Raw genomic sequence first — 21,245 nt, 5'->3', positions numbered from 1 at the left:
CTCCTTGCGTGGCTCAGAATGCGGTAACCGAATAGAGGTTGGGTCCGAGGGTAGGCATGGACATGCCACTCATCGTGAGGCCTTTGAACAGCATGTCGAAGCTGTAGTACGTCTCGACCACATAGACCACATCGCCGTCGTGAAGCGACCCGGTCATGGCGTTGGCGGTCGGGGCATTCTTGCCCGTGGGGATGCCGCTGCAGCTGCCATCGGTGATCCAGCTACCCCCGCCACTGCCACAGCCCCAGACTCGACTGGCTGGCGCCGACCCCCCAGCCTGCTTCCAGCCCTGTAGCCAATGATGCTGTTCCAGCACGATATTCCGCGGTGCGCATCCGCTAGTCTCGCAATACCCCATGATCTTGGTGATATAGATCATCCCTTGCCCTGGCATCTTCAACGGTGGCGTCGTGGCCGCCAGCGAATTCATGATTGCCTGCGGCGTATAGGTCGAAGAGCGCGAGGCGAGGCTTGCGCCTTCACGGGTAAGGTTCACCAGGATCAGGTTCGCCTGGATGGCGCGGGCGAAGTCGATCACGGGCAGCGTGAGGAAGATCAGGATCGGCAGCAGGATGCCCATCTCGACGGCCGCGACGCCACGGGCCGCCTTCCTGTACCGATTGGGGCGGGTGGGTCTCATCAGAAGGCCTCGTTGCGCATGGTGGCAGCCACCTTGAAGGTGTACTTGCCACTGGGGAAGAAGGCCGCTACCACAGGAGTCAGCAACGGCCACGAGCAGTCGACCTCGATCACGACCAGGTCACCGGCATTACCGTACATGCCGGCACCACTGGACTGCGGAGTGGTGCTGCCGTTGACCCAGGTTGTGATCGACGCGTTGGACATGTCGTAGATCCCCAGCGAACTGTCGTGGATCTTCTGTTGGACGGCCTGGAAGCGTTGTGAGGACGTGTCGGCAGGGTCCAGGGTCGTCTGGCCTGTCACAGCAAAGCGCGCGCCCTCGCGCACCGCGTTCTGCATGGTGAGATTGGCGAACATCATCATGCCGAAGTCGGCGATCGAGAAGAGCAGAAGGAAGAAGATTGGCGCCACCAGTGCGAACTCCACGGCGCTGGCACCGGTGTCGTGGCGCCGGCGCCGTAGTGACGGTATGAATCTGCGGTTCGGCATGGCAGGCTCCCTCTGGTTCGCGTCAATCGAGCAAGGCAGACTCGCCGCCGTCAGTTGCCCGCTCCCATCATTGCCGGCATCAGCGTCCGATAGAAGCCCAGCGCAGGCGAGCCAAGCAGCACAACCATCAGCGACGGCATGATGAAGAAGATCAGCGGGAAGAGCAGCTTCACGGCAATTTTTGCTGCCATTTCCTCGGCACGCTGACGGCGTTTGACGCGCAAGGAGTCGGCGTGCACGCGCAGGGAATCGGCTACGCTCGTGCCGAAGCGATCGGCCTGTATCAGCATGCTCACCAGCATGTCGACGTCTTCCACGCCGGTGCGCAGTGCCAGGTTACGCAGGGCCTTTTCGCGTGGCAGGCCGGCGCGCAGTTCGAGCACGAGAAGTTCGAGTTCGTCTCCAAGTGCATTGCGCTCACGCCGGAACTCTTCCACTACCTTCAGCAGTGCGGCGTCGAGCGCAAGACCGGCTTCGACGCAGACCATGATCAGGTCCAGGGCGTCTGGGAAGGTCTCGAAGATCTGCCGTTGCCTGAGCCAGATCCTGCGGCGCATAACCAGGTCGGGCAGGTAGAAGCCAACGATGGCGGCGCCCAGCATGGCGGTTGGCAGCAAACGCGGGCTGTCCTCGTTCCAGGCGGGGGGCATCAGCGTGAACAGCAGCGCAGGCAAGGCCACGGCCAGCACAGTCTTGGCACCGAAGTAGACGGCGATGGCTGCAGGATTGCGCCAGCCGGCCGTCATGAAACGCGTGCGGATCGCCGAGTTGTCCCACCCTTCGCTGGGTAGCGAAAGCTTGGCCAGCGGTTTGGACATCCGGCTCAGGGCCTGGAGCCAGTCTTCCCTTGGCTGCTCTGAAGGGGATCCCTCCACGGTGTTCGGGGCTTGCAGGACCTGTGTGATGCGCTTTCGCAGTGAATCCGGTTGCAATAGCCACATGACAGCAAGCGTCACGCCGAAAGTCAGAACAAACGTCAGGCCCAGGATGATGATTTGCTCAATTTTCATGATTGCGCTGGGCGTGGCCCATCCTCCGTATCGTTAGGCCTGGCGGCTAGACGTGAATCCGTACGATCCTGCGCATCCAGATGAGTCCCATCACCAGCAGCGAGAACGCATAGCCCAGGATCCAGGGGCCGACCGGGTCGGTCCACAGCGGCATCAGGAACTCGGGATTCATCAGGTACATGGCGCCAGCGACGCCGAAGGGCATCAGCGCGAGGATCACGCCGGACAATCTGCCTTCCGCCGACAGCACACGAACCTGCCCGGCCAGCTTCATGCGTTCGCGGATGATGCGGCTGACGTTGCCAAGGATTTCGGCCAGGTTGCCGCCTGCCTCACGCTGGATCAGTACGGCAATGACCAGGTAGCGCAGATCGGGCAGCGGCGCCCGCATGGCAAGGTTGGTCAGGGCGTCATGCATGGAGACGCCATAGTTGATTTCGTCAAACGTCACGCGGAGCTCCGCGCCAAGCGGTTCGGGCAGTTCGCTTCCAGCCATATCCAACGCACTGGAGAAGGAGTGGCCCGCGCGCAATGCGCGGCTGATCAGGTCCGCCCCTTCCGGTAGTTGCATTTCGATTCGCTGAAGTCGACGCTGTCGCTTGCGCATGACGTACCAGAGTGGCACCGGCAGCCAGGCGAGCGTCAGCGCCATCGTGACCGGCGCAGGCAGTCCGAGCATCATCGCCACCAGCATCACCCCCACGGGCGGCACCAGCGTCATGAAGAGGAAGGCCGATACGGTCCAGAGCAGGCCGGATTGAATCAGGAGTCGGTCCAGGGTATGTACGCGCGGAAGCTTCTTCAGCAGGTTGGAAAACCACGCCGCACCGCCCAGGGTGCGTACCTTGCTGATCACAGGCGCGTCGCTCTCCCAGGCCGCCTCCGAGGCGGCGCGCAGCCGGCGGCCGAATCGCCTGGCGCTGGCGCCGTGGTGCGTGTTCCACCAATGGTAGCCCCCGATCATCAGCATCAGCAGCGCGACAAACAGAGCCAGGGCGAAGCCAAGAAAGGTGGTGTTCATGACAGGTTCTCCTGCACTGGGCTGGCGGCGTCAGACGTCGTAGCGGACCGAAGGCTCGAACAGCCGCTCCGGCACGCTGAGGCCGAACGCTGCGAGGCGCTCGGAGAAGTGTGGCCGAACGCCCGTGGCACAGAAGTAGCCCTTGACGCGGCCTTCGTGGTCGACACCGGTGCGTTTGAACGTGAAGATCTCCTGCATATTGACCACGTCGCTTTCCATGCCCGTGATCTCCTGAATGCTCATCAGCTTGCGGCGCCCGTCGGTGAGGCGCGAGACCTGGAGGATCACTGTGATGGCAGACGTGATCTGCTGGCGCATCGTCTTCGGCGGCAGCGACAGACCAGCCATGCTGACCATGTTCTCGAGCCGGGTCAGTGCATCGCGCGGCGTGTTGGCGTGGATGGTGGCGAGCGACCCTTCGTGGCCGGTGTTCATGGCATGCAGCATGTCGAGCGCTTCAGCGCCGCGCACTTCGCCGAGGATGATGCGGTCGGGGCGCATCCGCAGCGCGTTCCTGACCAAGGCGCGTTGGGTGATTTCGCCGCGCCCTTCGATGTTTGCCGGCCGGGTCTCCAGGCGCAGCACATGTTCCTGGCGCAGTTGCAGTTCCGCGGCGTCTTCAATGGTGACAATGCGCTCGTTGGCGGGAATGAAGCCGGACAAGATGTTGAGCATGGTCGTCTTGCCTGAGCCGGTACCTCCCGAGATCAGGATGTTGAGCTTGGCCTTGACCATGGCTTCGATCAGCTGACCCATGGGCGGCGTCAGCGTTTGCAGTTCGATCAGGTCCTTGATCATCAGCGGATTGGCTGAGAAGCGCCGGATCGAGAGCAGCGGGCCATCGACTGCGGAGGGCGGAATGATCGCGTTGACCCGGGAACCGTCCGGCAAGCGGGCATCGACCATGGGGCTGGACTCATCGATACGCCTGCCGACGCGCGACACCATCTTGTCGATGATCTTCATCAGGTGCGCATCGTTGTGAAAGGTCACGTCGGTCAGTTCGAGCTTGCCGCGGCGTTCGACGTAGACCTGCTTCGATGTGTTGACGAGGATGTCCGAAACGGAAGGGTCCGTGAGCAACGGCTCGAGCGGGCCGAAGCCGAGCATCTCGTCCCGCACGTCCGAAACCAGGCGCTTGCGCTCCGATTCATTGACCGGGATGCTGCGTTCCTCGATGATGCGTTCGACCTGGATGCCCAGTTCCCGCTTCACCTGCTCCGGGGAAAGATGCTGGAGCTTGTCCAGTTCGACCCGTTCGATGATGGCCTCGTGAATCTCGAGCTTGAGCTGTTGATACGCTGCGCTGGAAGGGTTGGGGACACCTGTGGCGGGCACCGTCGCGTTCACACGCTCCGAGAGCGTTTCGCCGGCTCGTTCATAGAGTTGTTCGCGCAAAGACATGTTCATTCTCCACAGGATGTCAAATGCTTGCAGGTCTTATCACGCGTGCTTTTCTGCTCCGGGCAGCCGCATGACGTTCGATCCCTGCCCCAGTAGCCGGCCCAGCAGTCCGCTGTCCTTCTTTGCCGCGGTGGGGTAGAGGGCATCGACCATTTCTTTCATGGCACGAGAAATCGAGCTGTTCGGAGACAGCTGCAATGCTGGTACGCCCTGATTGGCCGAATCGCGGGCAGCCTTCGCATCGAGCGGCACAAGATGGCGCACCTCGGCCCCCAAGGCGTCCTCGAGCGTGCGGATGGTGACCGCAGCATGTTTCTCGAACTGATTGACGACGATATGCAGGCGGTCAGACGGGTAGCCCAGCGAGCGCAGCATGCTCATCAGCAGGCGGCCGGCCCGCAGATAGGGCAGGCTCGGTTGCAGCACCGGATAGATGGTGTCGCTCTGGTCGAGCACGACAATCGAAGACGGGTTGATGTCCTGGCCGATGTCGAAGATCAGTACGTCATACACGGGCCGCACCAGCTCCAGGATGTGCTTCATGTGCACGCCTTTAATCTCGCCGGCACGCACCGGATCGCCCGCGCCGGCGATGACGTCGAAGTTGGGATGTGCATGTGTGATGCACGCGTCGAGCAGGGCCAAGTCGAGCCGGTCGACCTGGGCGCACAGGTCTGCGAGCGTGGCGGGTGGCGTCTTGTCGGTGACGAGGAAGGCTGCATCGCCGAACTGCTGCACCAGGTCCACGAGGAGCACGCGCTTGCCACGTAGCGCAGCCAGCGCGTAAGCGAAGTTCGACGCGGTGAACGTCGTGCCGCTGCCACCCTTGCATGACACGAAGGCCATGGTGTGCGCTTCGCTCTCGGCACCTGCGGCGTTCTTGCTGGCCAGCCGCTCCAGTTCGTTGCAGAACTCGCGTTCCTCTGGCGGCCAGCATTGCACGCTTCGAACGCCCGCCCGCATGGCGCGCATCAGCAAGTCCGCGCCTGGCGCCTGCGTGACGAGCATGCAGGGCATGTCATCGGGGTCGTGAAAGCGCTGGCGCAGCTTGTCCAGCAAGGCAGGGCTGAAGTCATCGGCCTGCAGCACGACGAAATCAGCCGGATGAATCAGCCCCTGCGTGGCGAGCGCTGCTTCGGGCGTGGCGCAGACCATTCGTACCTGCCGCGTGGTGCGAACCTGCCCGGCCAATGCCGCCAACTGGCGGGCACACGTCTCGTCTGCCGAGATCAGTAAGAGCTTTGCCATCTTGCTACCCCTTGTGAATACCGGTTTCCGATACGTGTCTTGCGATGCTCAGGGTGAGCCGTTGCTGCCGCTGCCGACGCCAATGACGAACGGGTTGCTCTCCACCGGCGGGTTGCGGAAAGACTGGCCATAGCGGTCCATCGCATACGTTGCCGCGCGTCCGTCGACGCCCGTGACCGGATCCGTATTGGCCGAAGCATTGGGATCGATGGTCTGCATGGCGCGCAGCGTACGCAGGGCATCGCCGAACTGTGCGTCATAGCGTGGCGTCGAGTTCATGCATCCGCCCAGTAGGAGCAGGCTGGTGAGTGCAGACAGCATTGCGACGGGCCGGGCGAATCGAGCGGCGTGTTTCAGCGTGGTCATGATCGTTCTCCTGGTCACTGGGTAGACGTGCCTGCTTGCAGCGCGGGCACGGCCGCAGCATCGATGCTGGTTGCCACTGCGGCTGGCTCGATGACCGGCGTAGACACTGCTGGCGTAGCGGCCACGGGCTCGGCGGGCGGGTCAGGCAGGCGCGTCACCGGTGCAGGTGCCGGAGCCGCTGCGGGCGCGGGCATCGGAGCCGGCATGGGCGCCTGAGGAGTGCCAGGAGGCGGCAGGTTGACCGGCTTGCTGACAGGATGGCCTTCCATATTGCCGTTGATGTAGACCTCGCCGTTGATCGGCGGCCCGAACGTATCGGTCGGCAGCGGATAGTTGGCCGGCAGCGGCTTGACCAGGCGCGGCGTTACGACAAAGACCAGTTCGCTGCGGTCCTGCTGGAAGTTGGTGCTTCGGAACAGGTTGCCAAGCACCGGGAGTTCCCCTGCGCCTGGGAGAGCCTTGAGGGCACCCGTCACGTTGCTCTTGATCAGGCCACCGATGGCGAAGCTCTGTCCATCCATTACCTGCAAGGTGGTCGATGCGCGGCGGGTGTTGATCAGCGGCAGGATCGATACACCATTCAGGTTGGGTGCGGTCAGCGACACGCCCGTGGGTGACAGCTCCGAGACTTCGGGTGCCACCTTCAGGTTGATGCGACCGTTGGCCATGACCGTCGGCGTGAATTTCAGGCCGACACCGAAGGTCTCTTCCTGCAGCGTGACGACCACCGCGCCGCCGGAGCCTGAGCTTTGCGGTACGGGAATGAAGATCTTGCCACCGGCCAGGAAGCTGGCTTCCTGACCGCTGATCGCCATCAGGTTCGGTTCGGCCAGGATCTTGACGAGGTTGTCCGTCTTCTGCGCATCGAGCTGGAAGGCAAACGGCAGGTTGTTGCTCTTGATGCCGGTGAGTGCGGCGGCACCACCCGACAAGAAGTTTGCCAGCAGGCCAAAGCTCCAGCTGCCAAAGGCCCCGTTGACATTGACGGCAGCGCCGAACTGGTCAATGAGCGTCTTCGACACTTCGGCCACTTTGACTTCGAGCATCACCTGCTGCGGCGAATCGACGGTCATCATGTTGATGACGCGCGGGCTACGCAACGGCAGGCCAGTGGACGAGGCGGCGCCGCCGACCGGAAGCATGCTGCCACCGCCCATGCTGAAGCCGCCAGACTGACCCGGGGGGCCGCCGAGTTGCTGTGCGGGTGCCTGCAGCGGGCTGCGGGTCTGCCGCATGACGAAGGCGTTGGCGATGTCGACGACTTGCTGCGCCGTGGTGGAGTCGGGCACGTTGCCGCTCAGGACCAGGCTGTCGGCCGCGGCGGCCACGCGGACCCCTTTTGCACTGGGCAACAGGGAATGCACGGCGCTCTGCAATCCGCCCGGGTCGGCTCCGACCATGACGTCGATGATCGTGCAGCGGCCGCTCTTGCCCTGGACGATCATGTTCGTCGTGCCGACTTCGAGACCGAGCAGATAAAGTGTTTGCGGTGCCACGAGCATGGCTTGCACCACACTGGGATTACCGAGCGTGCGGGTACGTACGGGCTCGGGCAGCGGCAGCATGCGCGATTTGCCGACTGGCACGGTTACCTGTTCCGGTTCGGCGGCGGCGCCGGTGCAGCTCGGGCCGCGGCTGGCACCGCTGTCGGCAGGCGCGGCCGGCGTAGCTGCTGCGCCGATCATGAGCTGGATGGGACCATTGGCGGCCAGCTTCATCGGCTGGTTGGCGCTGGCGCCGCCGTTGGTGGCGGTGCTGGCTTCATCCGCTGCCTGCGCTTGTTCGCTGGCGAGCCAGACGCAGGTCATGGTCAGTGTGGCCAGCGCGGTCAGGCGCAGGCGCCTGTGATCGCGTGCAGCGTGGCCTTTGCAGCCGTTCGCCGCTGCGCGGCTTCCTGCCTGTTGGCTGAGTGGCTTCATTTTATTTCCCCCGGTTGATGCCCCGGCTCAATGGGGCTGGCGCTGGCGACGTCTGCGGCCGCGTACTGCGTGCTTTTTTGACTTCGTTGTTAGAAGCACTCCTGGTTTTGCTGCATGCCGCTGATGACACCGACGCAGTTTCCGGAAACCTTGCGTTCCGTGATCCGGTGCACGACCTGCACTGCCTTGACTACCGGCGCTGCAACCGCGGCCTGCAGGATCGGTTCGTTCAGAAGGCTGCGCTTGGTGGCCCCGGCCGTGTCGACCGGACGCGGGTCAATCTGGTTGCGCAGCACCAGGGACAGCGAGCCCACACTGCGCGCGAGGTCGAGCTTCTCGGCCTCATCGGGCGAGACTTCGAGCGTCACGGCATTGACTACCTTGGGCTTGGTCTCGTCGCGATTGACCTCCTGCGCGACAGCCAGCACCAGGATCTTCTCGAGCACGATCTTGGAGATCGACTGCTCATGCTGTCCTTCGGATTTCGCGTCCTTCTGCGTGTTCACTATGATGTCGACGAAGCTGCCGGGCAGGGCGAAGCCGGCGACGCCGACCACGTCGTTCACGCGCACGGTGATGGCCCGCTTGCCATCCGCGATGACGGCGGACAAACCACCTTTGGTCCCGGCGGGCGTCAGCTTGGATTCGAGGATCGGCTCGCCGCGCATTACGCTGGTCTTGGTGACGCGGCCATCGACAGTCTTCTGGTCGATCAGCGCGCCGGGCGGCAGGCTTTCACGCGGCCAGTCGACGACCTTTATGAACTCCGGGCTCAGGCGCTGGCCAAGATTGATGTCGGTCGAGGCGACCACCACTTTGGTTGTGGTGCCGGCACTCTGTTGCATCATCCAGCGAGAGGCCAGTACCACTGCTGCGAGGCCGGCCAGCGCTGCCACCAGCAGCATTACGAACGCGCGTATGTTTCTCATTTGATGGTCCTCCCCGTGTTTGAAGCCTGAATCGTCCGCCTTGCGGCCTGTTGCCTGGTTCTTCCGCTACATCATGTCTGTCACCACCAGTAGCACGCCCACTGCCATAGGCACGGCATAAGGCAACCTCGAACCTTTTGTCTTGCGTTCGCTGGTGGCTTCGACCGACGTCATGCCGAATGGCAACGACAGCAACATGACCGAAACCCTTGCCAGCGCCTGGCGCGGGCTTCTGAAGATCGCGATCATGATCAGCGCCATGACTCCTCCGGCGAGGAAGGTGACGAGCATGATGTGCAGCAATGGCTGTGGGCCAACGAATGCGCCGATGGCGGCCATCAGCTTGGCGTCTCCCGCACCGAGAGCTCGCATGAGATAGAGGATGACGAATGGCGCCAGGCCTGCAAGAGCGCCAGTCAGCCATGTCATGGCACCAGCGGCAGCACCGAGTTGATGAATCTGCAGGACCAATGCGACCAGCAGCCCGGCACCTACTAGCCAGTTCGGGATTCGACGTCTGCGCAGATCGCTGGTGGCGGCAATGGCGACCATGACGAGCAAGCAGAAGGAAATGGCCGGTGAGAACGCGTGCATGGCGTCGGTCCTGGAAAGTCGAGACACTGTTTGCTTTGATTGGCAGCGATGGTCAGTTCAGGAGGATGCTGAACTGACCATGCGCATGCCGCAAAGCTCAGCTTCCGGCCGGTGCAGCTGGTGCGGCGTTGGCCAGCGCGGTGTTGATGGCTGTCCAGATGGACTTCACGGAGTCTTTCACCGAGGTAGCCGCTGCAACCATCACCAGCGCCACGAAGGCCAGCAACAGTGCGTACTCGATGCCAGCTGCGCCGTCTTCTTCACGAACAAATTGCTTGATGCCTTGGATCATGGAGTTCATGACCTTCTCCTTAACGTCGTGGTTTCAAGGGAAAAGTGCACCCGCTGAAGACAGGCACAGGATTCAGCCGGGCGGACCGGCCAGGGCCAAATCAGGAATCTTCCGTGTCGTAGGCGATTGCCAGCGCCGGCCGATGCAAGATCGGCACGTCCCCCGGTGCGCAAATGACCCGATAGCTTCCCGACTTCACCGTTCTCAGAGTTCGCGCCGATAACCCGAAAGCCGCGGCGTTCCCACCCCGTTCACATGCCCGGTTTCGGCGAGCATGCTTGCGGGGCCGTGAGTCGGTCCGACCTCCTTCAGGAACCGGTCACGCCTGAAATTGCAGCAAAGCAGTACGTATGCGGTGTTGTCCGGCGGATGCCGGTCCCGCGGAGAAGGGCGCGAACTTGCGCCGGTCCCGATGTCTTATTTCCCCTCGAGGGCCGTCATGGCAGCCCTTCGTTTGCGTTGAGTCCGGGCGGTCTTCCGATGCTGCTGTCAGGCCCGTCCGTCGTTTTGCTTTGCTGGCATAGGAGCGACGAACGTGCCACAGCAGCTAAGTGCCTGATTCTTAAGGAGGGGAATTGGAGGTCGTGTGTCGCAGGCGGTACTGTGTAACCAGATGTGTCTGGACAGTTACGACTCGGCGTGAGCGCGGTTTGTGGCCCGACGAACGCTCAAAACCGTCAATGTGATGCTGGAAGCAGGTAAAAACTGCAATTTTGTGCAGCAGACGAAACAAATAATCCAATCTGATTAGGGGTATCCGCGATCTGCCAAAAGGTTGCAGTTGTGAAACACCTTTTGCCACACTTTTGCCAGCCTGGCGTGCGCAAGGCATAGCCGACACCGAAGTACGGGGTTTGCGAATCGCGAGATTGGACGAGGCCGGAACTGCGTATGGTGGATAGGGAGCTCGCGAGGATGAGGTGGAATGTGCGCCAGAACACTCGCTTCTCGTCTTGAAGGATGAGGCCAGGTGCGTGGCGGTGCGTACACCCGGTGGAAGCCAAAAGGTTTCAGTCTTGTAACCGCTTAAGCGGAATGGCCTCAGTTCAATGAGGGCGCGAGGCCAGTTCTGACGCGGCAACTTCCCCTTGCAGCCACGCGTGGAACTGTTGAATAGCCTTTTCGCGAGGATTGCCTTCGCGCCAGGTCACCCAATAGTGGAGGCTGGACGGTATTCGCACGTCGCCGAGCTGGATCAGCTGTCCGTTCGCAATGTAGTCATGTGCGAGTTGCAGGCGTGCTGTGGCCACCCCAAGTCCCGCCACCGCCGATTGGAGCATCAGGCCGGCATCCTGAAAGATGGGACCTCGCTCCGGCTCGTCGCCCGGCAGGCCTGCACTTTCCAGCCAGTCCCTCCACGGCCGCAGGGCGAAACGCAGCATCGGCATGCGCGGTATGTCGGCCAGGGTGAAGTCCGGATACTGGGCCAACAGGGAAGGGCTGGCCACGGCAACCACGTGATCCTCGATCAGGTTATGGCACGCGAAGCCGGGCAGGTCGATGCGCTGGTGCCAGATGCCGACGTCCACGCTGTAAGGATCGGGTGGGTTGATCTCGGCGTGTAGCCGCAGGTGCAGGTCCAGTTGCGGCGCCAGGGTATGGAGTGCTGGCAGGCGCCGGATCAGCCAGGCATTGGCGAGGTCCGCCATGACACTGACCTGCAGGCGTACGACAGGTGGCCCGGCGGCACTGCTGGCTTCGCGCAGCGCGCCTTCGATGTCGTCCAGCGCGGCACGGATTTGCTCGGCCAGCCGTGCACCGACACTGGTGGGTGCCATCTGGCTGCCGGTGCGCTGAAATAGTTTGGTGCCGAGCTTGTCCTCGAGCGCCCGCATGTGATGGCTGATGGCGCTGTGAGTCAGTGCAAGTTCCTGGGCGGCACGCGAGAAGCTGCGATGGCGCGCGGCGGCTTCGAGTGCACGCAGCGCTTGCAGTGGAGGAATGTGAACAGGGCGGTCGGAAGGTTTGCGGGCCATGGCCGTCAAATTCTACTCACAATTGCCGACCGTATCTTTCGTTGGCGTTGCACCATGCAGGTGAGGACAATGACGGCATGACGACCTCTGCTGCTACCCGATCTTCAATGGCCCGCCCGGAACACGGTCCCGCTACAGATGCCCGCTGGCGGGTTCTGGCGGTTTTTTCGCTGGGCTTTCTGGTTTCTTATGTATTCCGTGGTGTCAATCTGGGCTTCGCGCCGCACTTGACCCGTGAATTGGGCTTGAGCGCCGGTGACCTCGGCCTGCTCACCAGCTTTTATTTCCTCGGGTTTGCCGCTGCGCAGTTGCCAGCCGGCATCCTGCTGGATCGATATGGACCCCGCAAGACCGAGGCCGTGATGCTTCTGGCTGCGGTAGCCGGATCCATGGTATTTGCGCTGGCGCCCGGTATGGCGGGACTCGCTGCAGGGCGGCTGTTGATCGGTGTCGGTGTATCGGTTTGCCTGGGGGCGGCCATCCAGGCGCTGTCGATGTGGTTTCCTTTGTCGCGTATGCCCTTGCTCAACGGCCTTGTCATGGCCATTGGCGGACTGGGTGCAGTGGTGGTGGGATCGCCGCTGGCGTGGCTGTTGTCCTGGACGGACTGGCGTTCTGTCAGTGCCGGCTTGGCCTTCGTATCGCTGGCCATGGCCGCCTTGCTTTGGTTTGGCGTGCCGGACAAGGCCAGACCGGGGCGGGAAACCCTGGCCGAGCAACTTCGCGGCACGCGTCAAATCCTTGGCAGCGAGCGCTTCTGGCGCGTGGTGCCCCTGACCTTGCTCAACCAGGGCGTGTTCCTTGCCGTGCAAACGCTGTGGGTGGGTGCTTTTATGCGCGATGTGTCGGGCTTTGCGCCTGACCAGAGCGCGCGACTGGTGTCAGTCATCGGTCTGGCGATGATGGCGGGCTGCGTAGGGTCGGGCTGGGCCGCACGTCACCTGGAGAGGCTCGGCGTAAGCCTGAAGGCCTTTGCCGGCGCTGGCATGATGGGCTTTATCGTGATCCAGGTGTTGATCATGGTCCAGGTGCCGCTGCCGCCGGTGCTGCTGTGGGCGGCCTATGGCGTGTTTGGCTCGAGCGGCATCCTGACCTATGCCGTTCTGGCGCGCAGTTTCCCGGATGCACTGATGGGCCGTGCAACGACAGCCATGACGCTTACCGTGTTTCTGGCCACATTCCTTTGCCAGGTTGGGATTGGCCAGGTATTGGATCTGTGGCCGACTACAGATGGCCGGTATCCCGCGAATGCCCACCTCTCGGCATGGTCAGGGCTCGTGGCGCTGCAGGCGCTGGCAGCACTGTGGTACCTGATGGGCAAGCGTCGGTCGGAATGAGGCGGGATGAGGCGGGATGAGGTGGAACGAGGTGGATTGAGAGAGCGATCAAAGCACAATCGGCCGATCCTCCAACTCATTGCGGTTCGGCCCATCCCCAGCCGGAAAGTGGGTAGCCAACAGGTCATGAATCTGTCCAACCGCCTTGAGCACAGGTTGGACAGACAGATCCTGCGCCAGCCCATGAGCCAGTTCATCGCAGATAACCCGCCAGGTCTTAGCTCCCACCCGCGCATCAATCCCCCGATCCGCCAGCAGCTCCACCGCATGGTCAGCCAGATTGATATACAGCAGCACCCCGGTATGGTCCTCGGTATTCCACACCTCCAACGCCCCAAACAAAGCCCGCGCCCTTGCCCGCGGCGTGGTACCACCCCACGCATGGCCAACCGGCAGGCTCGCCTCGATCACCACCCGGATCTCGCCCCGGTGGCGTGATTCACCTGTGTGAACGGCGTCATGAAGCTGCTGTTGCGCCTCAGCTGGGAAATGGCGTCGGGCGGTGCCGGTGGTGGTGCCGAGGTGGCGCAGCGCGCGTCGCAGCGATGGCATGGCCGGGTCTCCTTACCAGTTGCCGGAGGCGCCGCCTCCGTCGAAGCCGCCGCCGCCCCCGCCACTGAAGCCGCCGCCCGAGTCGCCGCCGCCAAAATCACCGCCGCCGCCGAAGCCGCCGCGGCGGCCCCAGTCGCTGCCCATGCCGTAGCCGCCGAGGCCTCCTAGTCCACCGGCAATGACGTCGCGGCCACGCGGTGTGGTGACGATCTGCGGGCCGCGGCGGCGCGTGGCGGCGGTCAGGAAGAAGAACAGGATGATGGCCAGCGGGAACAGTACCGGCAGCCAGTCCGACCAGAACGATGTCTCCTGCTTGCGCGGCTGTGGCCCGGCCAGGCCTTCCTTGTCGATGGTCGCCTGGATCGCCGAGATGCCGGCCGCCAGCCCGCCGTAGAAGTCGTTCTGGCGGAAGTGCGGCGCCATCACATCCTGCAGGATGCGCTTGGACATGGCATCGGTCAGCGACCCCTGCACGCCGCGCCCGACTTCGAGCCGCATCTTGCGCAGGCCGGGCGGGTTGTCCTTGGCGATCAGCACGATCACGCCGTCGTCGATACCCTTGCGGCCGGCACGCCACGCGTCAGCCACGCGGATGCTGTAGGCGTCGATGGTTTCGGGCTCGGTGGTCGGCAGCATCAGCACGAAGATCTGGCTGCCGCGCTGCTGCTCATATTCGGCCAGCACGTTTTCCAGCGCGGTGCGCTGGGTGGCGGAGAGGGTGTTGGTCAGGTCCGTGACGCGCTGGGTCAGCGGCGGAACGGGCACGAAGCCGTCATTGGCCGCCAGCGCCGGCATGGCGAGCACGCTGACCAGCCACAGCATGGCGGCCAGCCAGCGGCGCCAGCAACGGAGAGCGGGCAGGGCGGTCAGTGTGCCCACGGTGCGTGTCCTGCTGTCAGAACTTCACGGCCGGCGGCGTGGAGATTGCCTTCTCGTTTTCCACCGCGAACGAAGGCTTGACCTCGTACTTGAATACCATGGCCGTCAGGTTGGTCGGGAAGCTGCGCGCGAGCACGTTGTAGTCGCGCACCGCCGCGATGTAGCGCTGGCGCGCCACCGTGATGCGGTTCTCCGTGCCTTCGAGCTGCGATTGCAGGTCGCGGAACGAGGCATCGGCCTTGAGTTGGGGGTAGTTCTCCGATACCGCCAGCAGGCGCGACAGCGCGCCGGACAGCTCGCCCTGCGCCTGCTGGAAGCGCTTGAAGGCTTCCGGGTCTTTGAGGGTCTCAGGCGAGACCTGGATGCTGGTGGCGGCGGCACGTGCCTTGGTCACGGCCTCGAGCGTCTCGCGCTCGTGCGTGGCGTAGCCCTTGACGGTGTTGACGAGGTTCGGGATCAGGTCGGCACGCCGCTGGTACTGGTTGACGACCTCGCCCCAGGCTGCCTTGACCGCCTCGTCCTTGGACTGGAAGTCGTTGTAGCCGCAGGCCGACAGCAGGCTGGCCAGGCAGGCCAGCAACAGCCAGCGGAGCCAGCCGGCGGAGCGGGTCGGGGTGGAGGACAGGGGCAGTGAGGCGCGCATCGTGGGCTCCCGGGTTGAGGCGAATCTCAAGTGTAGCGCACGGCGCGTGCCGTCCCTGCTTTGGCTCCGGTCAGGCCGCGAAGGCCTTGCGCGCGGCGTCCAGCGTGGCCTGCAGGATGGCGTCGTCATGGCAGGCCGAGACAAAGCCGGCCTCGAATGCCGACGGCGCCAGGTACACGCCGTTGTCGAGCATGGCATGGAAGAAGCGGTTGAAGCGCGCGGTGTCGCTCTTGGTGACCTCGGCAAAGCTGCCCGGCACGCCGTCGCGGAAGTAGATGCCGAACATGCCGCCGATGGCATCGGCGGCGAACGGCACGCCGGCGGCGCGGGCGGCTTCGCTCAGGCCGTCGGCCAGCTTGCGGGTTTGCGCGGCGAGCTTGTCGTAGAAGCCCGGTGCCTGGATCAGCCGCAGCGTGGTCAGGCCGGCCGCCACGGCCAGCGGATTGCCCGACAGGGTGCCCGCCTGGTACACGCCACCCAGCGGGGCGAGCTTCGCCATGATGTCGCGCCGGCCGCCAAAGGCCGCCGCCGGCATGCCGCCGCCGATGACCTTGCCCAGGCAGGTCATGTCGGGCGTGATGCCGTAGTGGGACTGCGCGCCGCCCAGTGCCACGCGGAAACCGGTCATGACTTCGTCAAAGATCAGCACGGCGCCGTCACGGGTGCACAGTTCGCGCATGGCTTTCAGGAACGCGTCGCTCGCGCGCACGAGGTTCATGTTGCCGGCCACCACCTCCACGATCACGGCGGCGATCTCGCCGCGGTGCTGGGCAAACGCTTCTTCGAGCTGCGCGACGTTGTTGTACTCGAGCACCATGGTGTGGCGCGTCACGTCTGCGGGCACGCCGGCCGACGACGGTGCGTTCTGCGTGGTGTCGGCAAAGGTCAGCAGGCCCGAGCCGGCCTTGACCAGCAGGCTGTCGGCATGGCCGTGGTAGCAGCCTTCGAACTTGATGATCAGGTCGCGGCCGGTGAACCCGCGCGCCAGGCGCAGCGCGCTCATGGTCGCCTCGGTGCCCGACGACACCAGGCGCACCTGTTCGATCGACGGCACCAGCTTGCAGATTTCCTCGGCCATGTCGATCTCGGCCTCGGTCGGGGCGCCGAACGAGAAGCTGTGCGCGGCGGTCTCCTGCACGGCGCGGACCACGTCGGGGTGGGCGTGGCCGACGATCATCGGGCCCCAGGAGCCGATGTAGTCGATATAGCGCTGGCCATCCGCATCCCACATGTATGCGCCTTCGGCACGCGTGATGAAGCGCGGCGTGCCGCCCACCGAGCGGAAGGCCCGCACGGGCGAGTTGACGCCCCCGGGAATGGTTTGCTGGGCACGGTCGAAGAGCTGCTGGTTACGGGACATGGTCTGCCTGGTGGAAAACTCGGGGGAAACGCGTTCAAGCGGGCGCGAACTGGCGTCCAAAGCGTGGGCAAAGCGGTGCAAATCGGTGGAATAGCGCGGCTTTTGTCCGGTATTTGTACGCTAACGTGCGCGAACACGGCGGATTTGGCACGATTCTGGCTTAAGCGGCTGGCGCCGTCGGCGCCGATTCGGTACCATCTGCGCTGAATTTTAATGGAGAGCGCCAGAGCCTGTTATGGAATACAAGACTTGGATGTGCCTGATCTGCGGCTGGATCTACGACGAAGCCACCGGCGCGCCGGAAGACGGCATTGCCCCGGGGACCAAATGGGAAGACGTGCCCATCAACTGGACCTGTCCGGAATGCGGCGCCCGCAAGGAAGATTTCGAGATGGTGGCGATCTGACGCTGCTGCTCGCCGGCAGCGTGACGATGTTCGTCGCGCCGGCGCGACAATTCGCCTGACCGTGCCGGACGCTCCGGATTGACGTGCATCGGGCGTCTTGTCACACTCTGACACAAATCAATATCCGTCCATCCCGCCATCCGGGGGTGGTGCAGGGCGGAATGGCAGGTGCGGGTTCCACGCATCGCCTCTGGCCGGTCAGTTGACCGGTCCTTTGTAGGGAAGATTAAATCGGGGTTCCGTCGGGGCGGCTGGCCAGGTCAGGCCAAGCCGTTTCGCGCGGGTGTTCTCAAGAGATTGCCGGTGCTCCGCATGGAGACGCTGGTCGCGGGAACAACATGCGGGTCGCTCAACTACAAGAAAACCATCGGGTCAATGCCGGCGCCAGCGCGCAGCCGGACCAGGGGCCGGCGTGCGCGCCGGCATCATCGCGCAAAGTGCTGGTGATCGACGATTCCAGCACCATCCGCCGTACGGCGGAGATCTTCCTGTCGCAGGCGGGCTATCAGGTCGTGCTTGCGGAGGACGGTTTCGAAGCCCTCGCCAAGGTCGGCGATATGCATCCCGACCTCATCTTCTGCGACATCCTGATGCCGCGTCTCGACGGCTATCAGACCTGTTCGCTGATCAAGAAAAGTCCGCGTTTCCACGCCATTCCCGTGATCATGCTGTCCTCGCGCGATGGGGTGTTCGACCGTTCGCGCGGACGGCTCGTGGGCGCGCAGGACCACCTTGCCAAGCCGTTCACGCGCGATGCGCTGCTGCAGGCCGTGCAGGCGTGCCTGCCCGGCCATGCAAGTGGCAATGCGCTGCCGGCATGACCCGGATTCAAGGAACTGACTCATGACAACCATCAACAAGATCCTTATCGTCGATGACTCGCCGACGGAAGCCCTGTTCATGTCCGACCTGCTCGGCAAGCAGGGCTTCAAAGTCTCCGTCGCGGGCAACAGCGACCAGGCCTTCGCGCGCCTCGAGGCCGAGGCCTTCGACCTGATCCTGATGGATGTGGTCATGCCTGGCCAGAACGGCTACCAGGCTACGCGCGCGATCAAGCGCGATGATCGCTTCAAGGACATCCCCGTGATCATGTGCACCAGCAAGGGCCTGGACACGGACCGCATCTGGGGCATGCGCCAGGGTGCGTCGGACTACATCGTCAAGCCGGTCGACAGCAAGGAATTGCTGACCAAGATCGCAGCGCTGTCTCACTGACCGCACCAGTTATCGCCAGCACCGCCGGGGACGCCATATGAACGCGCCACGCCAAGACCTCCGCACCCGCCAGACTCGGCTGCAGGACTACCAGGCCATGCTGGCCAGGCGCCTGCGCGAGGCCCGCAACGTGCCTGCCGCAGACAGCTACCTGGCTCTCCAGGTGGGCCAGCGCGGCTGGCTGCTGCCGCTCGCGCAGACCGGCGAGGTGCTCGACATGCGCCATCCGAGCCGCGTGCCGCTGACGCAGCCGTGGTACGCGGGCCTGGTCAATGCGCGCGGCAGCCTGCTTGGCGTGATCGATTTCGGATTGTTTTGCGGCGACGCGCCGACGCCGCTGCAGCCTGGCAGCAAGATCGTCGTGCTGTCGCGCCAGGTCGAGCGCGCGTGCGGCATCCTGGCCACGCGCGTGGTCGGCTTGCGCCACGCGGCGGACCTGCGCGAGCCGGCGCAGGCAGCCGGGACGGTGGAGACCTGGGAAGGCAGGCGCCTGGACGACAGCGATGGCCGCGCATGGCAGGTGCTCGACGTGCGCGCCTTGCTCGACGCGCCGGCTTTTCTTCAGGCGGGGCGCGTGGCGGCATAAGTCCGCAGGGATTTTCCGGCGCCGTTGGTCGCGGTGCCCGTGGCAACAGAACAGACAACGCGGCGGCCCGTGTCGAGGCCGCCCCAGACAACGATTCAACGGACAGAGGGTGCTATGGGGTTCAAGAAGATCAGCCTGGGACGCCGGAAGCCGGCAGCCGACGCGGCCGCCGGCCTGGTGGGAGACCGCGCCGGCGCGGCACCCTCGGCGGGTAGCGCACCGCGTGCGGACGGGCTGGGCCGAACCCCGCTGGAGGCCGTGTCGGCATTGCTGTCGCGCATGCCGTTCTCCTCGCAGCAGCGTGCGCTGACCATCGGCGTGGTCGTGTCGCTGGTCGCGCTGCTTGGCTCCGTGTACATGGATAACCGCATCGCCAACAACGCTGCGGCGCAGATCGAAATCTCGGGCGACATGCTGATGCACTCGCAGCGCCTGGGCAAGGCCGCGCCGGTGGCGCTGCTGGGCAATATGCAGGCCTTCACGCAGCTGCGCCAGTCCAAGGAGGCGCTGGCCGATGACTTGCAGGCGCTGCAGGCCGGCAGCGACGACAAGCACGTGCGGGCCACGACGGGCGAGGCACAGCCGCTGCTCGAAACCGCGATCAGCTCGTGGAAGCGCAGCGAGAAGAGCGCCGCCGACGTGCTCGCGCAGCAGGCGGTGCTGACCACGATCGGCCAGACGCTGCAGGTCTTCAACGCGTCCAACCCCGAACTGCTCGAAGCCGCCGAACAGGTGGCCGCGCTCAAGCTGCAATCGGGCGCCAATGCGCGCGAGGTGGCCGCGTCCGCCCAGCTCGTGATGCTGACGCAGCGCCTGGGCAAGAACCTGAACGAGTTCCTGTCCGGCGAAGGCGTGAACCCCGAAACCGCGTTCCTGCTCGGCAAGGACACCAACACTTTCCGCGAGACGCTGGACGGCCTGCTCAACGGCAGCGAGGCGCTGCGGCTGAACGCCGCCACCGATGCCGAAACGCGCGGCTACCTGCAGCAGCTGTCGCAGCGCTTCGACGCGGTGCAGAAGACCACCCAGACGATCCTGCAGAACCTGCCTGGCCTGATCGCCGCCAAGCGCGCGCAGCAGCAGATCTTCAACGACAACGAAGGCCTGCGCGGCGAGCTGTCGGCGCTGCAGAAGTCCTACGCCGAGGGCGCGCGCTTCCGGCCGGTGACGCTGGGGGCGATGCTGGTGTCGTCGCTGGCGACGCTGCTCTGCCTGGCCGGCCTGGCCGCGCTGTACCTGCGCGATTCGCGCCTGCGCGCGGTCGAAGCCGAAGCGCGTGAACGTGAAGCCGAAGGCCGCCGCCTGGAAGAAAAGCGCAACAACGACACCACGCAGAAGGCTATTCTGCAGCTGATGAACGAACTGCAGGACATCGCCGATGGTGACCTGACGCGCCAGGCGACCGTGACCGAGGACATCACCGGCGCCATTGCCGACTCGGTGAACTACACGGTGGAAGAACTGCGCGAACTGGTGGGCCGCGTGCAGCAGACCGCAGGGGAGGTGACGCTGGCATCGGGACAGGTGCAGGCCACCTCCAACCAGCTTGCCTCGACGACCGAGGAGCAGTCGCGCCAGATCCGCCAGACCGGCGAGTCCGTGGTGGACATGGCCGACCGCATCACGCAGGTGTCGCGCGGCGCGGCGGAGTCGGCCAACGTGGCGCGTGCCTCGCTGACCGCTGCGGAGCAAGGGCAGCAGGCGGTGCAGAACGCGATCGCGGGCATGAACGACATCCGCGAGCAGATCCAGGAAACGTCCAAGCGTATCAAGCGCCTGGGCGAGTCGTCGCAGGAGATCGGTGAAATCGTCGAGCTGATCTCGGACATTACCGAACAGACCAACGTGCTGGCACTCAACGCCGCCATCCAGGCCGCATCGGCTGGTGAAGCCGGTCGCGGCTTCACGGTGGTGGCTGAGGAAGTGCAGCGTCTGGCTGAACGCTCCGGCGAGGCAACCAAGCAGATCGGCGCGCTGATCCGTACCATCCAGACCGACACGCAGGATGCCGTGCACGCGATGGAGCGCAGCACGCAGGGCGTGGTCGAAGGGGCGCGCCTGTCGGACAATGCCGGCGCCGCACTGCAGGAGATCGGCCGCGTGTCGCGCCAGCTTGCCGAGCTGATCGAACAGATCTCGCGCTCCACCTCGCACGAAGCGGATCTCGCCGGCGGCGTGGCCCGCCACATCGAGCGCATTCTGCAGGCGACCGAGCAGACCACCGCCGGTACGCGTCAGACGGCGAATTCGGTGCGCGATCTGACGCAGCTGACCGAAGAGCTGCGCAACTCCGTGTCGCGGTTCAAGATCGCCTGACCATGAACAGGCACGGGGTTTCCCGCCAGCACGCCGGTATCGGGCATGCCGGCCATCAGGC

Annotated in this window: 22 protein-coding genes; 6 read left to right on the top strand and 16 right to left on the bottom strand. The window is 64.3% G+C overall.

Features of this window, described 5'->3' with window-relative positions; all coding sequences use genetic code 11:
• Positions 1 to 13: 13 nt before the first annotated feature.
• From KHO41_RS26710 to KHO41_RS26655, 12 genes are all read right to left on the bottom strand, one after another.
• The gene (locus KHO41_RS26710; protein WP_211956257.1) at positions 14 to 640 is read right to left on the bottom strand and encodes a TadE family protein; all 627 of its coding nucleotides are present in this window, start codon (positions 638 to 640) and stop codon (positions 14 to 16) included.
• Positions 640 to 1,131: a TadE/TadG family type IV pilus assembly protein gene (locus tag KHO41_RS26705; protein ID WP_211956256.1), complete on the bottom strand. Its 492-nt coding sequence runs from the start codon at positions 1,129 to 1,131 to the stop codon at positions 640 to 642. Before KHO41_RS26705 ends, KHO41_RS26710 begins: the two co-directional genes overlap by 1 nt.
• 50 nt (positions 1,132 to 1,181) lie before the next feature.
• A complete protein-coding gene (locus KHO41_RS26700; protein WP_211956255.1) occupies positions 1,182 to 2,141 on the bottom strand; it encodes a type II secretion system F family protein in 960 nt (319 codons plus the stop codon).
• A gap of 46 nt (positions 2,142 to 2,187) precedes the next feature.
• Positions 2,188 to 3,162, bottom strand: coding sequence for a type II secretion system F family protein (locus KHO41_RS26695; protein ID WP_211956254.1), 975 nt, complete (start codon positions 3,160 to 3,162; stop codon positions 2,188 to 2,190).
• Positions 3,163 to 3,192: 30 nt separating this feature from the next.
• On the bottom strand, positions 3,193 to 4,566 hold the full coding sequence (locus KHO41_RS26690) for a CpaF family protein (protein ID WP_211956253.1): 1,374 nt from the start codon (positions 4,564 to 4,566) through the stop codon (positions 3,193 to 3,195).
• Positions 4,567 to 4,605: 39 nt separating this feature from the next.
• Positions 4,606 to 5,814, bottom strand: a complete 1,209-nt coding sequence (locus tag KHO41_RS26685) for an AAA family ATPase (RefSeq protein WP_211956252.1) — start codon at positions 5,812 to 5,814, stop codon at positions 4,606 to 4,608.
• 48 nt (positions 5,815 to 5,862) lie between these two features.
• Entirely contained in the window at positions 5,863 to 6,180 is a 318-nt protein-coding gene (locus KHO41_RS26680; RefSeq protein WP_244874041.1) for a hypothetical protein, read from the bottom strand.
• A 14-nt stretch (positions 6,181 to 6,194) separates the two neighbouring features.
• Complete coding sequence (locus tag KHO41_RS26675; protein WP_244874040.1) at positions 6,195 to 8,099, bottom strand: type II and III secretion system protein family protein; 1,905 nt, start codon at positions 8,097 to 8,099, stop codon at positions 6,195 to 6,197.
• Positions 8,100 to 8,188: 89 nt separating this feature from the next.
• Positions 8,189 to 9,028, bottom strand: coding sequence for a Flp pilus assembly protein CpaB (gene cpaB / locus KHO41_RS26670; RefSeq protein ID WP_211956251.1), 840 nt, complete (start codon positions 9,026 to 9,028; stop codon positions 8,189 to 8,191).
• 66 nt (positions 9,029 to 9,094) lie between these two features.
• Entirely contained in the window at positions 9,095 to 9,622 is a 528-nt protein-coding gene (locus KHO41_RS26665) for an A24 family peptidase (protein WP_211956250.1), read from the bottom strand.
• 97 nt (positions 9,623 to 9,719) lie between these two features.
• Positions 9,720 to 9,923 carry a Flp family type IVb pilin gene (locus KHO41_RS26660; protein ID WP_376989769.1) on the bottom strand — a complete coding sequence of 68 codons (204 nt, stop codon included), beginning with the start codon at positions 9,921 to 9,923 and terminating at the stop codon, positions 9,720 to 9,722.
• 1,037 nt (positions 9,924 to 10,960) lie between these two features.
• Positions 10,961 to 11,890, bottom strand: a complete 930-nt coding sequence (locus KHO41_RS26655; RefSeq protein WP_211956249.1) for a LysR substrate-binding domain-containing protein — start codon at positions 11,888 to 11,890, stop codon at positions 10,961 to 10,963.
• Between the two features lie 77 nt (positions 11,891 to 11,967).
• Between KHO41_RS26655 and KHO41_RS26650 the strand changes: the two genes are divergently transcribed.
• A complete protein-coding gene (locus KHO41_RS26650) occupies positions 11,968 to 13,227 on the top strand; it encodes an MFS transporter (protein ID WP_211956280.1) in 1,260 nt (419 codons plus the stop codon).
• A 48-nt stretch (positions 13,228 to 13,275) separates the two neighbouring features.
• Here the strand turns inward: KHO41_RS26650 and KHO41_RS26645 are convergent, their stop codons facing one another.
• From KHO41_RS26645 to hemL, 4 genes are all read right to left on the bottom strand, one after another.
• Entirely contained in the window at positions 13,276 to 13,779 is a 504-nt protein-coding gene (locus KHO41_RS26645; protein ID WP_211956248.1) for a TPM domain-containing protein, read from the bottom strand.
• Positions 13,780 to 13,791: 12 nt separating this feature from the next.
• Positions 13,792 to 14,601 carry a TPM domain-containing protein gene (locus KHO41_RS26640; protein ID WP_211956279.1) on the bottom strand — a complete coding sequence of 270 codons (810 nt, stop codon included), beginning with the start codon at positions 14,599 to 14,601 and terminating at the stop codon, positions 13,792 to 13,794.
• A gap of 73 nt (positions 14,602 to 14,674) precedes the next feature.
• Positions 14,675 to 15,301 (bottom strand): LemA family protein, encoded by a 627-nt coding sequence (locus KHO41_RS26635; RefSeq protein WP_211956247.1) that lies wholly within the window; start codon positions 15,299 to 15,301, stop codon positions 14,675 to 14,677.
• Between the two features lie 70 nt (positions 15,302 to 15,371).
• Complete coding sequence (gene hemL / locus KHO41_RS26630; protein WP_211956246.1) at positions 15,372 to 16,661, bottom strand: glutamate-1-semialdehyde 2,1-aminomutase; 1,290 nt, start codon at positions 16,659 to 16,661, stop codon at positions 15,372 to 15,374.
• A gap of 235 nt (positions 16,662 to 16,896) precedes the next feature.
• Here hemL and KHO41_RS26625 point away from each other — a divergent pair, with 235 nt between their 5' ends.
• From KHO41_RS26625 to KHO41_RS26605, 5 genes are all read left to right on the top strand, one after another.
• Positions 16,897 to 17,067: a rubredoxin gene (locus KHO41_RS26625; RefSeq protein WP_011298773.1), complete on the top strand. Its 171-nt coding sequence runs from the start codon at positions 16,897 to 16,899 to the stop codon at positions 17,065 to 17,067.
• 338 nt (positions 17,068 to 17,405) lie between these two features.
• Positions 17,406 to 17,888 carry a response regulator gene (locus KHO41_RS26620; protein ID WP_244874039.1) on the top strand — a complete coding sequence of 161 codons (483 nt, stop codon included), beginning with the start codon at positions 17,406 to 17,408 and terminating at the stop codon, positions 17,886 to 17,888.
• A gap of 22 nt (positions 17,889 to 17,910) precedes the next feature.
• Positions 17,911 to 18,282: a response regulator gene (locus tag KHO41_RS26615; RefSeq protein ID WP_011298771.1), complete on the top strand. Its 372-nt coding sequence runs from the start codon at positions 17,911 to 17,913 to the stop codon at positions 18,280 to 18,282.
• A 37-nt stretch (positions 18,283 to 18,319) separates the two neighbouring features.
• On the top strand, positions 18,320 to 18,868 hold the full coding sequence (locus KHO41_RS26610) for a chemotaxis protein CheW (RefSeq protein ID WP_211956245.1): 549 nt from the start codon (positions 18,320 to 18,322) through the stop codon (positions 18,866 to 18,868).
• Positions 18,869 to 18,982: 114 nt separating this feature from the next.
• A complete protein-coding gene (locus KHO41_RS26605) occupies positions 18,983 to 21,184 on the top strand; it encodes a methyl-accepting chemotaxis protein (protein WP_211956244.1) in 2,202 nt (733 codons plus the stop codon).
• The last annotated feature ends 61 nt before the right edge of the window (positions 21,185 to 21,245 follow it).

Origin of the sequence: Cupriavidus numazuensis (assembly GCF_905397435.1) — a bacterium.
GTDB classification, from domain to species: domain Bacteria; phylum Pseudomonadota; class Gammaproteobacteria; order Burkholderiales; family Burkholderiaceae; genus Cupriavidus; species Cupriavidus numazuensis.
The sequence above is the reverse complement of the archived record's forward strand: the minus strand, read 5'-3'. Positions and strand labels throughout refer to the sequence as shown.